This window comes from Oceaniradius stylonematis (genome assembly GCF_965223445.1).
Taxonomy (GTDB): domain Bacteria; phylum Pseudomonadota; class Alphaproteobacteria; order Rhizobiales; family Rhizobiaceae; genus Roseitalea; species Roseitalea stylonematis.
Genome location: NZ_OZ244994.1, coordinates 894,691 through 908,381 on the forward strand (window position 1 = coordinate 894,691; position 13,691 = coordinate 908,381).

The 13,691-nt window shown below is 64.5% G+C and carries 14 protein-coding genes and 1 other RNA gene; 6 read left to right on the forward strand and 9 right to left on the reverse strand.

Annotated elements, in window-relative coordinates; translation table 11 throughout:
* Entirely contained in the window at positions 1–888 is an 888-nt protein-coding gene (gene serB, locus ACOQOU_RS04445; protein WP_109766480.1) for a phosphoserine phosphatase SerB, read from the forward strand.
* Positions 889–1,021: 133 nt separating this feature from the next.
* On the opposite strand, the gene ACOQOU_RS04450 is transcribed toward serB, so the two are convergent.
* The 4 genes from ACOQOU_RS04450 to hflK all read right to left on the reverse strand — a co-directional run bounded on the left by ACOQOU_RS04450 (position 1,022) and on the right by hflK (position 4,970).
* Positions 1,022–2,539, reverse strand: coding sequence for a Do family serine endopeptidase (locus tag ACOQOU_RS04450; protein ID WP_245412922.1), 1,518 nt, complete (start codon positions 2,537–2,539; stop codon positions 1,022–1,024).
* 152 nt (positions 2,540–2,691) lie between these two features.
* Positions 2,692–2,883, reverse strand: a complete 192-nt coding sequence (locus tag ACOQOU_RS04455) for a DUF2065 domain-containing protein (RefSeq protein WP_109766384.1) — start codon at positions 2,881–2,883, stop codon at positions 2,692–2,694.
* An 18-nt stretch (positions 2,884–2,901) separates the two neighbouring features.
* Entirely contained in the window at positions 2,902–3,816 is a 915-nt protein-coding gene (gene hflC, locus ACOQOU_RS04460) for a protease modulator HflC (protein WP_109766385.1), read from the reverse strand.
* The gene (gene hflK / locus ACOQOU_RS04465; protein ID WP_109766482.1) at positions 3,816–4,970 is read right to left on the reverse strand and encodes an FtsH protease activity modulator HflK; all 1,155 of its coding nucleotides are present in this window, start codon (positions 4,968–4,970) and stop codon (positions 3,816–3,818) included. Before hflK ends, hflC begins: the two co-directional genes overlap by 1 nt.
* A 267-nt stretch (positions 4,971–5,237) precedes the next feature.
* On the opposite strand from hflK, the gene ACOQOU_RS04470 reads away from it, so the two are divergent.
* Positions 5,238–6,263, forward strand: coding sequence for a TAXI family TRAP transporter solute-binding subunit (locus ACOQOU_RS04470; RefSeq protein ID WP_109766483.1), 1,026 nt, complete (start codon positions 5,238–5,240; stop codon positions 6,261–6,263).
* Positions 6,264–6,325: 62 nt separating this feature from the next.
* Positions 6,326–8,428, forward strand: coding sequence for a TRAP transporter permease (locus ACOQOU_RS04475; protein ID WP_306025723.1), 2,103 nt, complete (start codon positions 6,326–6,328; stop codon positions 8,426–8,428).
* A gap of 322 nt (positions 8,429–8,750) precedes the next feature.
* On the opposite strand, the gene ACOQOU_RS04480 is transcribed toward ACOQOU_RS04475, so the two are convergent.
* Complete coding sequence (locus tag ACOQOU_RS04480) at positions 8,751–9,197, reverse strand: MarR family winged helix-turn-helix transcriptional regulator (protein ID WP_109766388.1); 447 nt, start codon at positions 9,195–9,197, stop codon at positions 8,751–8,753.
* Positions 9,198–9,285: 88 nt separating this feature from the next.
* On the opposite strand from ACOQOU_RS04480, the gene ACOQOU_RS04485 reads away from it, so the two are divergent.
* A complete protein-coding gene (locus ACOQOU_RS04485) occupies positions 9,286–9,723 on the forward strand; it encodes an ABA4-like family protein (protein WP_109766389.1) in 438 nt (145 codons plus the stop codon).
* A 40-nt stretch (positions 9,724–9,763) separates the two neighbouring features.
* Here ACOQOU_RS04485 and ACOQOU_RS04490 read toward each other — a convergent pair whose 3' ends face one another.
* The 4 genes from ACOQOU_RS04490 to ACOQOU_RS04505 all read right to left on the reverse strand — a co-directional run bounded on the left by ACOQOU_RS04490 (position 9,764) and on the right by ACOQOU_RS04505 (position 12,537).
* Positions 9,764–10,315, reverse strand: a complete 552-nt coding sequence (locus tag ACOQOU_RS04490) for a dihydrofolate reductase (protein WP_306025722.1) — start codon at positions 10,313–10,315, stop codon at positions 9,764–9,766.
* Positions 10,315–11,316, reverse strand: coding sequence for a DUF4424 domain-containing protein (locus ACOQOU_RS04495; protein WP_306025721.1), 1,002 nt, complete (start codon positions 11,314–11,316; stop codon positions 10,315–10,317). Before ACOQOU_RS04495 ends, ACOQOU_RS04490 begins: the two co-directional genes overlap by 1 nt.
* Positions 11,316–12,110 carry a thymidylate synthase gene (locus ACOQOU_RS04500; RefSeq protein ID WP_306025720.1) on the reverse strand — a complete coding sequence of 265 codons (795 nt, stop codon included), beginning with the start codon at positions 12,108–12,110 and terminating at the stop codon, positions 11,316–11,318. Before ACOQOU_RS04500 ends, ACOQOU_RS04495 begins: the two co-directional genes overlap by 1 nt.
* Positions 12,111–12,225: 115 nt before the next feature.
* A complete protein-coding gene (locus tag ACOQOU_RS04505; RefSeq protein WP_109766486.1) occupies positions 12,226–12,537 on the reverse strand; it encodes a DUF2853 family protein in 312 nt (103 codons plus the stop codon).
* 118 nt (positions 12,538–12,655) lie between these two features.
* On the opposite strand from ACOQOU_RS04505, the gene ssrA reads away from it, so the two are divergent.
* Positions 12,656–13,019: a transfer-messenger RNA gene (gene ssrA / locus ACOQOU_RS04510) on the forward strand.
* Between the two features lie 138 nt (positions 13,020–13,157).
* A complete protein-coding gene (locus tag ACOQOU_RS04515) occupies positions 13,158–13,685 on the forward strand; it encodes an SspB family protein (protein ID WP_109766391.1) in 528 nt (175 codons plus the stop codon).
* The last annotated feature ends 6 nt before the right edge of the window (positions 13,686–13,691 follow it).

The window sequence follows — 13,691 nt, forward strand, 5'->3', positions numbered from 1 at the left end:
ATGTCCCATATCATCACGCTGATTGCCAATCCTGCAACGCGCGCGCTCGATCCCGCGCTGGCCGAAAGCGCGGCGACAGCCGTCGGCGCACACGCGGTGACATGGCTCGGCGAGAGTCTGGCGGCCGATCTCGCCGTCGATCGGGCCGAGGGACATGCGGCAGCGCTTGCCGATGTCATCGGGAACGCTCCGATCGACCATGTCGTCCAGACCGATGAGGGGCCCGACGCGCGGCGCAGGGCGATCCTGCTCGCCGACATGGATTCGACCATGATCCGGCAGGAGTGCATCGACGAACTGGCCGCCGAGGCCGGCATCAAGGACAAGGTCGCGGCGATCACCGCCCGCGCCATGAATGGCGAGATCGAATTTGAAGGCGCGCTGCGCGAGCGCGTGGCGCTGCTCGAAGGTCTGCCTCTTGATGTGATCGACACAGTCATCGCCGAGCGGATCGAACTGACCCCGGGCGGGCGCGAACTGGTCCGCACCATGGCCGCCAACGGCGCCCATTGCGCGCTGGTTTCAGGCGGCTTCACCCATTTCACCGCACGGATCGCCGATATGGTCGGCTTTCACGAGCACCGCGCCAACCGCCTGATCCACGAGGACGGCAAGCTGACGGGCAAGGTGGCCGAACCGATCCTGGGCAAAAAGGCCAAGGCCGATGCGCTGACCGAAATCGCCGCCCGGCTGGGCGTCGGTACCGGCCGGGCGATCGCGGTGGGCGACGGCGCCAATGATCTGGCGATGCTCGAAATGGCCGGCGCCGGTGTTGCCCTGCACGCCAAGCCGGCGGTTGCCGAAAAGGCCGGCATGCGCATCGACCATGGCGACCTGACCGCGCTGCTGTTCATCCAAGGCTACCGCGAAGACGAGATCGTGCGCTGAAGCTGCGGCGCCACCACGCCTCGCCCTTCGAGGCTTGCCAACATCCCTCATCCTGAGGTGCGAGCATGGCGAGCCTCGAAGAGCGAGGGATGTTGGCGCCCACCTCAGGATGAGGGCGTGGCGGAGCAGATCCTCAGTCGATCCGGATGGTCACGAAGCGCAGCGCGCCGTCGGTGCCCGCAAGCATCAGCAGCGCATTGCGTCGATCGCTCTCCTGCAGCGCGGTGATCGCCTCTTCGACATCGGCGGGCGTCGAAACGCTTTCCTGCGCGATCTCGACGATCACGTCGCCGGCCGCGACTCCCCGGTTTGCGGCGGCCGAACCCTCTTCGACCGCCGTGACGACGACACCGCCGGACACCTCGTCGGAAATGCCGAATTGCTCGCGCTGCGCATCGCCGAGTTCAGCGAGCGTCATGCCGAACAGTTCGACCGTCTCCACGGCTTCGCCGCCATCCTCGCCGGCCGGTTCGGCGGTCAGCGCAAGCTGCTCGCCATCCTCGAGCCTGCCCAGCGTGACCTGGACGGTCTGCTCCTCGCCATCGCGCAGCACGACGACATCGACTTCCTTGCCGACCGGCGATTCGGCGACGATCCGCGGCAGTTCGCGCATCGTCTCGACGGGCTTGCCATCGAAGGTGATGATCACATCGCCGGGCTCGATCGAGCCATCATCGACGGGCCCTCCTTCGATCACGCCGGCAACCAGCGCGCCCATCGTCTGGTCCATTCCCAGGCTTTCTGCGATATCGTCGGTGACCTGCTGGATGCGCACGCCGAGCCAGCCGCGCCGGGTCTCGCCGAACTCGCGCAACTGCTCGATCACGCCGATGGCCAGATCGGTCGGAATGGCAAAGCCGATGCCGATCGAACCGCCGGACGGTGAGATGATCGCCGTGTTGATGCCGATCACCTCGCCATTCATGTTGAACAGCGGACCGCCGGAATTGCCGCGGTTGATGGCGGCGTCCGTCTGGATGAAATTGTCGTAGGGGCCCGAATTGATGTCGCGTCCGAAAGCCGAGACGATGCCCACCGACACCGAACCCCCAAGGCCGAACGGGTTGCCGATCGCCAGCACCCAGTCGCCGACCCGCATCGCCTCGGAATCGCCGAGCGGCACCGCCTGCATGTCGGGGTTTTCCGACGGATCGATCTTCAGGACCGCGAGATCCGTCTTGGGGTCCGTGCCGATGATTTCGGCCGTGATCGAACTGCCATCGTTGAAATTGGCGACCACCTCGTCGGCGTCCGCGATCACATGGTTGTTGGTGACGATGATGCCTTCCTCGGCATCGATGACGAAACCCGATCCCAGCGACTGCACGCTGCGCTCGCCGCGTCCCGGGCCCTCGCCGTCAGGCAGGCTGTCGAAGAACTCGTCGAAGAATTCCTGGAATGGCGATCCTTCCGGCAGGCGCGGCCGCGGCACGTTGCGTTCACCGCCGCTGACGCGCTGCGAGGTCGAGATGTTGACGACCGAATCGATCAGCCGGTCGGACAGGTCCGCCAGCGATTGGGGCCCTTCCTGGGCATGCGCAATGCCGCCCTGACCAAGCGGCACGGGTACCGGCTGCACCGCCGTCAGCGCGGCGATGCCGAGCGTTGCCAGAACCATTTTCGCGCGCGGCGCGGTCGAGCCAGAACCCATTGGCGCTTTCCTCCAAAGGCTGTGCCCTTGCGGGCGGAACAATGCCGACCGGACATCATCCGGACATGCGGTCGAAAATAAGGCCGCCTGGTTGTGATGCAAGCGCGGCGCGGGTCGGCGCCGCCCATGTCACGTCTTCGTGACGCGGACCCTCACAGAAAGGTCCGCGCCAGCCAGACGATTCCCACCCCGATCGCCGCCGAGACGAGCCCGGCGATGCGCAGCTGGTCCGCCGGCGCGGTGCGCAGGAACTCGCCGATCCGCCGCCCCAGGTCGGGAAAGGCGCCATAGACGATGCCCTCGATCACGAGAACCAGCCCGAGCGCGGTGACAAGGTCGGCCATGTCGGGCCGTCGTGCCGCTTACGGTGCCCGCCTCGGCGCCGGCGGCCGGCCTTCGGCATCCTGGAAGAACTGGAAGAACTCCGAATCGGGCGAAAGCACCATCGTCGTGCCGCCATCCTGCATGGCCCGCTCATAAGCGATCATCGACCGGTAGAACTCGAAGAAGTCCGGATCGCGCGTGAACGCCTCGGCGAATATGCGGTTGCGTTCCGCGTCGCCCTCACCGCGCAGGATCTCCGATTCGCGCCGCGCCTCGGACAGGATCTCCACGACCTGGCGGTCGGCCACGGCGCGGATGCGCTGGGCGTTCTCACGGCCGCGCGCACGAAGCCGCTCGGCTTCGGCAAGGCGCTCGGCGCTCATCCGGTCGAAGGTCTGCTGCGAGACCTCTGCGGTCAGGTCGGTGCGCACGATGCGCACATCGTCGATCGTCAGGCCGAGTTGCTGGGCGTCCGGACGCAGCAGGTCGCGCACCTCGCGCATCATCTCGGTCCGCTCCTCGGACAGCGCCGCCTCGAAGCCGCGCAGACCGTAGACCCGGCGCAGAGCCGCATCGAAACGGGTGCGCAGACGGGCCGCCGCCGAATTGAGATCACCGGAGACCTGCTCGCGGAAGCGCCGCGCATCGGTGATCTGGAACGTCAGGAAGGCGTCGACTTCATAGAAGCGGCCACCGGACACCTGCACGGGCGGCGAATCAACCAGATCGAGCCGCAGCAGGCGGTCCTCGATAATCTGCACCGTGTCGAAGCCGGCAAAGGCGAACGGCGCCTTGAAGTAGAGGCCCGGCTCGGTCTTGACGTCCTGGATTTCGCCGAAGCGCAGCACGATCGCCTGTTCGCGCTCATTGACGACGAAGATCGACGCATAAACCAGAACGAGGATCAGGCCGAGAACAAAGGCGATGATCGGGATACGGTTGCCTGAAAACATTACTGGTTCACTCCATCCTGCGCGGTGGTCTGCCGGCGGTTCTGGATCTCGGGCAGCGGCAGATAGGGCACGACGCCCGAGCCTCCGCCTTCCTCGTCGAGGATCACCTTGTTGGAATTGCCAAGCACGCCTTCCATCGTCTCGAGGAACAGGCGCTTGCGCGTCACGTCCGGCGCCAGGCGATACTGGTCGTAGATCGAGATGAAGCGCTGCGCCTCACCCTCGGCTTCCTGCACGACCTGGGTCGCGTAGGCCGCCGCGTCTTCGCGGATCTGCGCCGCTTCACCCCGGGCCTGACCGAGCTGCTGGTTCGAATACTGGTTGGCTTCCTCGCGGAAGCGGTCCTCGTCCTGCTCGGCACGCTGGACTTCCTCGAACGCGTCGGCCACTTCGCGCGGCGGCGCGGCGTCCTCGATGGAGACCGTGTTGATCTGGATGCCGGCGCCATAGCTGTCCAGCGTCGCCTGCATGGAGGTGCGCACCTCGTCGGCGATCGCCGCACGGTTGTCGCGGAAAACGTCCTGTGCAGGACGGCGGCCGACGATCTCGCGCATGGCGCTTTCGGCCACCTGGCGAACCGCATCGTCGGGACCGGCCACGTTGAACAGGTAAGAGCGCGGGTCGATCACCGAATAAAGGACCGAGAACTGCACATCGACAATGTTCTGGTCGCCCGACAGCATCAGCCCGTTGGAACCGCCCCGCCCCGTGCCCGAGCCGACCTGGATCTGCTTTTCGACGATCTGAACCTTTTCGACCGTCTCGACCGGCCAGAAATGGAAGTGAAGACCCGGCGCCGACAGTTCGGCCTTGGGCTTGCCGAACAGAAGTTCGACCGCGCGCTCGTCGGTATCGACCTGGTAGAAGGCCTGCAGCCCGTAGAGCACCAGCGCACCGACGACGAGCAAGCCGATCAGGGCGCGGCCGCCGCCGCCACCGCCGCCCGGAAGGGCGCGTTTGAGCCGGTCCTGGCCCTGACGGATGATGTCCTCGAGATCCGGCGGCTGGCCGCCGCCGCCCGGACGGTTGGGGCCGCGCGGCCCCTGCCCCCACGGGCCGCCGCCATTGCCGCCGCCACCGCCCCAGGGGCCGCCATTCTTGTCGCCGCCGCCGCCCCAGGGGCCGCCGCCGCCATTCTGATTGCTCCAGGGCATCCAAAACCTCTCGATACGAAAAAACAAGGCGTTGAGCCGAAAGGCCGAACGCACTCCGTAGAGGGGTTATAGGAACGCGCCCCTGCCCTTTCAACGAAAACCGGAGCGAAATCGGCATGGCCCGGTGCGGCCAAATTGCCGCGCGGGCATCCATCGGCGCCTGCCGGGCCGCCGCCCGCACGAACCGAAAATCCGTGACTTGCACGGCGACCGGGCCATATAGTGGTCGGTGCGCGCTGCGCGCGCTGTGTCAATTGGGAGGTAGGCATGACATTCATTTCACGCAGAACGTTCGTTTCGGCCACGCTCGCCGCGGGGCTCGCGCTCGGCTCGGCGAGCGGCGTGTTTGCGCAGGAAGCGCGCAATTACATCCTGGCGACCGCATCGACCGGCGGCACCTATTATCCGGTCGGCGTCGCCATCTCGACGCTCACCAAGGTGCGGCTCGAGCCCAAGGAAAAGATCGGCATGAGCGCCATCTCCTCGGCCGGCTCGGGCGAGAATGTCCGGCTTATCCGCGAGGGCGAGGCGCAGTTTGCGATCCTTCAGGGCCTGTTCGGCTATTACGCGGCGACCGGCACCGGCCCGGTCGAAGCGGACGGTCCGCAGGAGCATCTGCGCTCGGTCTCCATGCTGTGGCAGAATGTCGAGCACTTCATCATCGCCTCGGACCGCGTCGAAAGCGGAACCGTATCCGACGTTCTGGCGCTCAAGGGCGAGGCGATGGCGATGGGCCGGCAGAATTCCGGCACGATCGGCTCCAACCGCACCATCCTGTCGGGCTTCGGCGTCGACATGGACAATGAGTATGAACTGGTTTTCGGCGGCTACGGCCCCAGCGCCGAAGCCGTCCAGAACGGACAGGCCGTCGGCATGTCGACGCCCGCCGGCGTGCCCGTCGGTGCGGTCACGCAGCTCTTTTCGGCCGCCGGCGACCGGGTGACGCTCCTGTCTTTCACGCCCGAGGAAATCGAAATGGCCGATGGCGGCCGCGGCCTGTGGACCGAATATGTCATCCCCGCCGGCACCTATCCGGGCGTCGATGAGGACGTGACGACCATCGCGCAGCCCAACTTCCTGGCGACCCATGCCGACATCCCCGAGGAGGATGTCTACCAGATCACCAAGACCATGTATGAGAACCTGCCCTTCCTGCAGGCGATCCACCCGGCGACCAAGGCGATGGCGCTGGAGCGGGCGATTGCCGGCCTGCCGGTGCCGCTGCATCCCGGCGCGGCCCGCTACTATCAGGAACAGGGTCTGGAAATCCCCGACAATCTGATGGCGCAGTAATGGCGCTTGCGGCGGGCGCGACCGTGCCCGCCGCGCTTTCTTCCTGACCGGCCGGTAAATCCATGCGCGCCGACACCATCCAGCAGACGCGCAGCCCCTCGCTGTTCGACCGGCGCGGGCTTTCGCTCGCCGCGCTGATCGTCGGCGTCACCATCTCGCTCGCCCATATCTGGATGAACTCGTTCGGCAACGTGTCGACCATCCACCAGAACGGCTTTCACTTCGCCGGTTTCGTGCTTTTGTGCGTGCTGGTCACGCCGCTGGTGAAGAAGGGCTGGGCCGAGCGCCCGCTGTTCCGCGCCTTCGACATCGCCTTCGGCGCCATGGTCGCCTTTGCCGCGCTTTGGGTCGTCAACGCCGAAAGCGCCATCTACGACCGCGGCGTGCGCCTGATCTGGTCGGACTGGCTGGCCGGGAGCCTGTGCATCATCGGCGTCCTCGAATTCACACGCCGCACGACCGGCTGGATCATCCCCTTCCTGATCGTCGCCTCGCTCACCTACATCGTCTGGTGGGGGCAATATGTGCCCGGCGTCTTCCGCTTCGGCGGCCTGTCGCCCGAAACGATCATGTTCCGCGCCATGTATGGCGACGACGCCATGTTCGGCACGATCGCCCGCATCTCGTCGACCTTCGTCTTCATGTTCATCCTGTTCGGCGCGTTCCTTCTGAAATCCGGCGCCGGCGATTTCATCGTGGATGTCTCACGCGTTGTCGCCGGGCGGTTCATCGGCGGGCCGGGCTTCGTCGCTGTGATGGCTTCGGGGCTGACCGGCACGATCTCCGGCTCGGCCGTCGCCAACACCGCATCCACCGGCGTGATCACCATCCCGCTGATGAAGCGGGCGGGCTTCCCGAAACACTTTGCCGGCGGCGTCGAGGCCGCCTCGTCCACCGGCGGGCAACTGATGCCGCCCATCATGGGCGCCGGCGCCTTCGTCATGGCGTCGTTTACGCAGATTCCCTACACCACCATCGTCACCGTCTCGATCCTGCCGGCGATCCTCTATTTCGCGACCGTGGGATTTTTCGTGCGCATCGAGGCCAAGCGTTCCAATGCGACGGCCTTGGCCGAAGAGGACGGGCCGGGCTTCTGGGAAGTGTTCCGCCGCGGCGGGCCGCCCTTCATCCTGCCGGTCGGCCTTCTGATCGGGCTTCTGGTCTATGGCTACACGCCCACCTATGCGGCCGGCTTTGCGATCCTGACCTGCATCGCCGCCTCGTGGCTGACGCCGAACCGCATGGGCCCGGTGAAGATCATCGAGGCGCTGGAACTGGGCGCGCGGAACATGATCATGACCGGCATCCTGCTGTGCGGCGTCGGGCTGATCGTCAACGTCATCACCACGGCGGGCATCGGCAACACCTTCTCGCTGATGATCGCGCAATGGTCGGACGGCTCGATGCTGATCGCTCTGGCGCTGGTGGCGCTCGCCTCGCTCGTGCTCGGCATGGGTCTGCCGGTCACCGCCGCCTACATCGTCCTTGGAACATTGTCGGCACCGGCACTCAACCAGCTCATTCTGGAAGGCCAGACGGTCGAACTGATCGCCGCCGGCCAATTGCCCGAAACGGCCAAGGCCATGTTCATGATTGCCGTGCCCGACCAGATCGCCGCGCTCGCGGCGCCCATGTCGATGGCCGAGGCGCGCGCCATCGTCGATGCCCTGCCGCCCGAACTGATGCTGCAGGTCTACGATCTGGCGTTCGATCCGGCGGCGCTGACATTGGCGCTTCTGTCGGCGCACATGATCATCTTCTGGCTGAGCCAGGATTCAAACGTCACCCCGCCCGTGTGCCTCGCCGCCTTCACCGCCGCGGCGATCGCCGAGTCGCCGCCCATGAAGACAGGCGTCGCCGCCTGGAAGGTGGCCAAGGGGCTCTATTTCGTGCCGCTCCTGTTCGCCTATACGCCCTTCCTGTCGGGCAACTGGCCGGAAATGCTGGAGATTTTCGCCTTCGCCCTGCCCGGCCTCTGGGCTGTTTCCGCCGCCATTCAGGGCCATTGGGAAAACCGGCTCCATCCGATCGAGCGCGTTCTCGTCCTTGCTGTCGGCGCAACGCTGATGTGGCCCATCGGCGGGCTGGTGCATCTGGTCGCGCTTGCGGCGTTTGTGGGGCTGTTCTGGTGGAATGTCAGGAAGGGGCGGACGGCGGCGGCATGAGCGTTGGTGCAGCGCTCTACACCCTCCGTCATCCCGAACCTACCCTCCGTCATTCCTGTGCTTGTCACAGGGATGACGGCGGATCGGAGACGCCTCGGCGCTTTTTTCTGCCCAAACGGAGCGACGCTCGACCGTCTTTGGCGCCCGTCTGATGCGGCCCATCGGCGGTCTGGTGCATCTGGTGGCACTGCGCGCGTTTGTCGGGTGTTGTGGTGGAATATGCGGAAAGCCAGACGCAGTAAAATGCCGTTCTGCGGACTTGGCTGCCGTTCATCTTGGCACGGCGAAAGTCTGCTACAGGTTTTGCCGTGACACTGTCATTTCAGGCCAAGGTGTCACCCGTTCCTGCAATCAAGCGGCGTAACATCGAGGCGAACTGATCCACCTCTTCATCCTCCCACCGATCGCCGAAAAGATAGCCTGCCCGCTTCGAAAACGTTGAAAGCGCTTCAGATAGCTTTTTTCGCCCGGTATCCGTAGCTACCACGAACACCAGCCGTGCATCCCGCTCATCGAGCTCTCGATCAACGAGACCGATTTTTTCCATTGGCGCGGCCATTCGCGTGATGGTGGATGCGCTGACATGCATGCGTTTCGCCAAATCAACACGGGACAGTTTGTTCGCCGCTGAGCGCTCAAGATGAAGCATCAAAAGAAACTCGTTCACAGATATTCCGTGAACTGCTGAAAATTCGCCGCTTAGCCCGGCCCGGAAGTCGTCAGCGACCTGAAGCAGACGCAGCGCATTGGTTGTGTGTGAATCGGTCATATGACATATCTATTGCAAATCGCTTGCTTGTGCAAGCATATTGCAAGATATAGAGCGCAACTTTTCCACATGAAAGGCAACTCCCACCATGGACTTTGAAACCTCATTCTCAATCGCTGGGATTCTCGCAATGATCGGATGGTTATCTCTGCTGATCTCACCGCTCATTCCGAAATGGTCGGACTGGATCGCAGGGACGATCATGCCAATGATCCTATCATTGGGCTACGTCATCCTGCTGATTATGCCGTCCTCGGGCAGTGGCGGTGGCTTCGGCTCGCTGGCCGATGTGATGGCGCTGTTCTCCTATGAGCAAGCCGCGCTTGCGGGTTGGGTTCACTTTCTCGCCTTTGATCTTGTCATCGGCGCATGGGTCTGTCGCACAGCTCGTGCGGAAGGCGTGAGCTTCTGGCTGGTTGCTCCCTGCCTGCCGGTGATCTTTCTATTTGGCCCTGCCGGGCTCCTCGCGTTTCAAGCCGTCCGCGCCGTTCGTATTCGAACAACGCAGGCGCAAGTATCTGTGTAAGCCGTCATTCGTACACAGCGCGGGATTGATCGGTTTGGGCTCAGAGCCCCCGCTCCCACACAACATAGCGCGTGGGGTGGCTGTCTCTTTCCCCCGCCGGCACACCTTCTTCGTGCGTGACCGTCCACACCCCCGGGTCGATATCGGGAAAAACCGTGTCCCCTTCGATCTCGGCGTCGACATGGGTAACGTGGAGCACATCGGCCAAAGCCATGGCCTGCGCGTAGATCTGGCCGCCGCCAGCGATGAAGATCGTATCCGGGGGCTCGGCGTCGGGATCGTCCGGGTCCGGCTCGAAGCTTTCCAGATGTGCTTTCGCCAGTTCCAGCGCCGCGCCGAGCGAGGAGACGGCCATGGTGCCGTCGGCGTGCCAGTCATGATCGCGGGTGACGACGATGTTGAGCCGGCCCGGCAGCGGCTTGCCGACGCTTTCGAACGTCTTGCGGCCCATGATCACCGGATGGCCTGTTGTCAGCGCCTTGAAGCGTTTGAGATCCGTCGACAGGCGCCAGGGCATCGCGCCGTCCCGGCCGATCACGCCGTTCTTCGACACCGCTACGATGACGGCGATGACCGGCGCGTCCGCCGCCATCACCGGTTGGCAACGATGAACAGCACGTCGAGATCGCGCTCCGGCCAGAAATCGTCCTTGACCATCTCGAACGTCGTCGGCCCGGTCTTGCTGACGCCCTCGCCGCAGAACGAGACCAGATTGCCGGTCGAGCCCTTGTCGACGACCAGCCGGAAGCGCTTGATCGGCCCGGCCCAGTTGGCGCCCGTCGTCAGCACATAGGAGAGCCAGGACTCGGTGTAGTAGGGCCCGCTGTCGGCGTCGGCCGATTCGAGCCGCCGCTTGGCCCCGTTCACGAAGGGCGCATCGATGCAGTAGCGCTTTTCATAGTCCGCATAGAGCGCGCTGCCTGCGCCCTCCATCAGGAAGAAGACGCCGGCCGCGCCGCCGACCGCCGGCGTATAGGTGTGGCGGACCTTCACCTCGGCATTGGCAGGGAAGGTCATGGTCCAATGGTAGGCCGATTCCACCGTCCAGCGCGGATAGGCCATGCCGGTCGGCGTGGTGCCGTCCGTGGCGACGGCCATTTCCACCGCGCCCGCCGCCTTCATGGTCGCGAGGTCCGCCGGCGCAACGCCGGACATGTCGATCTCATAGGCGTCATAGGGCGCAATGGGGACGCCCGCCCCGGTCAGAAGGCCGGTAATGTCGATCCCGCCGGCGCTCACCGCCCGCTGCTGAAGTTCGGGCGTCACCGGCATACCATCCACCTCCACGGTGAAGCCCAGGAAATTGTCGTCTTCGACCGGGATCGAGTTGCCCTCATACGGATTGAAGGCGATGTCGGGCATCGGGAAGGCGACGACCGTCTCGACATCGTCAGCCGAATTGTTGCGGAACAGATAGTCGACCCGCACCTGGTCCATCGAGAGGTACAGCGTCTCGCTTTCGATGGAAACGACGTCCGACCGGCCGAGCACCAGCCCGCCCGCGCCGATCTCGGCCACCGAATCGTTCGCCGTCGCGCCACCGGTCGAACCCGCCAGCAGCCCGAACGCCAGAAGATATCGCAACATCTGCATCACACCGCCACCTTGGCCTTGATGTGCGGGTGGGGATCGTAACCGGAGATTTCGAAATCCTCGAACGCAAAATCGAAGATCGACGGCACGGCGCGCGTGATCTTGAGCGTCGGCAGCGGCCTCGGTTCGCGCGCAAGCTGGGTTTCGACCTGCTCGAAATGGTTGGCATAGATGTGCGCGTCGCCGAATGTGTGCACGAAATCGCCGACCTCGAGATCGCACACATGGGCGATCATGTGCGTCAAAAGCGCATAGGAGGCGATGTTGAACGGCACGCCGAGGAAGATGTCCGCCGAGCGCTGGTAGAGCTGGCAGGAGAGCCTGCCGTCGGCGACGTAGAACTGGAACAGGCAGTGGCAGGGCGGCAGCGCCATGTCATCGACCAGTGCCGGGTTCCAGGCCGAGACGATATGCCGGCGCGAATCGGGATTGGTCCGGATCCCCGCGACCAGCTTTTCGATCTGGTCGATCGTTTGCCCGCCGCCCGCCGGCCAGGATCGCCACTGCGCGCCATAGACCGGGCCGAGATCGCCGTTCGCGTCGGCCCATTCGTCCCAGATCGAAACGCCGTTTTCCTTGAGCCAGGCGATGTTGGTGTCGCCGCGCAGGAACCACAGAAGCTCGATGACGATCGAGCGGATGTGCAGCTTCTTGGTGGTCACCAGCGGAAAGCCATCGGCGAGATCGAAACGCATCTGGTGGCCGAAGACCGACCGCGTGCCCGTGCCCGTCCGGTCGGCCCGGTCGGTGCCATTGTCCATCACCAGCCGCATCAGGTCGTGATATTGGCGCATGCGCCCTTATGGGCCGATTCCGGCGCAGGCGTCCATCCGCGCACCGCGCTTGCCCCAAGGAAAAGCCCCCGAACCGCGTGGCCGGGGGCTTTCGAAATTCGCGATGACGGGGCGGCTAGAGGTCGCCGAGCTTGCCCAGGTGTTTGGCAACCAGGTAATAGAAGGTCACGCGCGCCTTCGAGCGGTCGCCCTTCATCTCCTCGCACACCTTGGCGACCACCTCGTCGCCGGCTGCCTGGTCGGTCACGCCCAGCTTCTTGGCGCACCATTTCTCGCGCACCCGCTCCAGTTCCGACGGATCGGAGCAGGAAACGAGCGATGCGTCGCGCGAGCGCAATGCGATGCCCAGATGCTTGACGATCTTGTTGACGGTCGCCTCGTCGGCGCCCGCATCGTATTTCTTCACATCGGCGAGATAGTCGGTCATGGGCATTCCCCCTCCAGTTAGCGCCGGCGCAAGGCATTCCGGACCAGAGCCCTGCACCGCTCTCGTGCACGACTGTTCTCAACGCCATAACCATTGTCAACCGGCAAACAGGCGTTCGGCCTTTGAATCGTCGCGGCTTTCATCCTATATTGGGCGTGCCGGTTCGCCGGCTATGGCAATAAACGGGCGGTACAATAAGCCATTCGGACCCGGGGGCGGTACCCGGCGCCTCCACCAGGAACGCTGCTGCAGCCGATCGCAGCGCTGCTGATGGGGGCGAAACAGGATCGACGAGGGTGTAAAAACCGTACTTTTGCCCGGCATGATACCGCCGTTATCGGGTCACAATGTTAGTTGCAAACGACAACTACGCAGAGGCACGTCTCGCTGCCTAATGGCGGTGCGACAGCTTCACCTGAACTCCTAGCCGGTTTGCTCGGCTAGGCGGGGTCCGGAGGCACCTGGCAACAGAAGCCTCCACTTCTCCCCCTGCCCGCATTCGCCCTTCACGCCCGATCCGATCCGGCTTCCGTCCGCCCGACAGCCATGCCGGCCACTTGACCTGCGCGCGGCGACAGCGCACATCTACGCCATCTTGGCAACGGTGGGAAAACCGGCTGATGAGCGAAGACATTATCCGATATGACATCCTGGTGCAGAACGCGCTTCGCGGCGTGATCCGCAAGGTGTTGTCGGAGGTGGAGAAAACCGGCCTGCCCGGCAACCACCATTTCTTCATCACCTTCGTGACGACCGCCCCCGGCGTGCGCATTTCCAACCGCATCCGCGAGCAATATCCCGAGCAGATGACGATCGTGCTGCAGCACCAGTTCTGGGATCTTGAGATCGGCGAAACCGGCTTCGGCATCGGCCTGTCCTTCTCCGACGTGCCCGAAAAGCTCTATGTGCCCTATGCGGCGGTGCGCGGCTTCTACGATCCTTCGGTCAATTTCGAGCTGGAGTTCGACGTCGCCGACGGCGACGCGGACGCGGTCGACGAAGGGGCCGCCAATGCCGACGATCCGTCCGGCGCGAGCCCGATGCCGGCCGAATCGGAAACCGTCAAGGAAGGTCCCGCCGCCAAAGGCGAGGACGAAGACGGGACCGCCGACGTCGTCTCGCTCGACGCCTTCCGCAAGAAGAAGTAGCGCGCG

Bases quoted from the DNA above. Each gene is read 5' to 3' on its own strand.
- ACOQOU_RS04450 (WP_245412922.1), bottom strand. From the start codon at position 2,539: ATGGGTTCTGGCTCGACCGCGCCGCGCGCGAAAATGGTTCTGGCAACG.
- serB (WP_109766480.1), top strand. From the start codon at position 1: ATGTCCCATATCATCACGCTGATTGCCAATCCTGCAACGCGCGCGCTC.
- ACOQOU_RS04500 (WP_306025720.1), bottom strand. From the start codon at position 12,110: ATGCGCCAATATCACGACCTGATGCGGCTGGTGATGGACAATGGCACC.
- ACOQOU_RS04490 (WP_306025722.1), bottom strand. From the start codon at position 10,315: ATGGCGGCGGACGCGCCGGTCATCGCCGTCATCGTAGCGGTGTCGAAG.
- ACOQOU_RS04455 (WP_109766384.1), bottom strand. From the start codon at position 2,883: ATGGCCGACCTTGTCACCGCGCTCGGGCTGGTTCTCGTGATCGAGGGC.
- ACOQOU_RS04495 (WP_306025721.1), bottom strand. From the start codon at position 11,316: ATGCAGATGTTGCGATATCTTCTGGCGTTCGGGCTGCTGGCGGGTTCG.
- ACOQOU_RS04470 (WP_109766483.1), top strand. From the start codon at position 5,238: ATGACATTCATTTCACGCAGAACGTTCGTTTCGGCCACGCTCGCCGCG.
- ACOQOU_RS04505 (WP_109766486.1), bottom strand. From the start codon at position 12,537: ATGACCGACTATCTCGCCGATGTGAAGAAATACGATGCGGGCGCCGAC.
- ACOQOU_RS04485 (WP_109766389.1), top strand. From the start codon at position 9,286: ATGGACTTTGAAACCTCATTCTCAATCGCTGGGATTCTCGCAATGATC.
- hflC (WP_109766385.1), bottom strand. From the start codon at position 3,816: ATGTTTTCAGGCAACCGTATCCCGATCATCGCCTTTGTTCTCGGCCTG.
- ACOQOU_RS04475 (WP_306025723.1), top strand. From the start codon at position 6,326: ATGCGCGCCGACACCATCCAGCAGACGCGCAGCCCCTCGCTGTTCGAC.
- hflK (WP_109766482.1), bottom strand. From the start codon at position 4,970: ATGCCCTGGAGCAATCAGAATGGCGGCGGCGGCCCCTGGGGCGGCGGC.
- ACOQOU_RS04515 (WP_109766391.1), top strand. From the start codon at position 13,158: ATGAGCGAAGACATTATCCGATATGACATCCTGGTGCAGAACGCGCTT.
- ACOQOU_RS04480 (WP_109766388.1), bottom strand. From the start codon at position 9,197: ATGACCGATTCACACACAACCAATGCGCTGCGTCTGCTTCAGGTCGCT.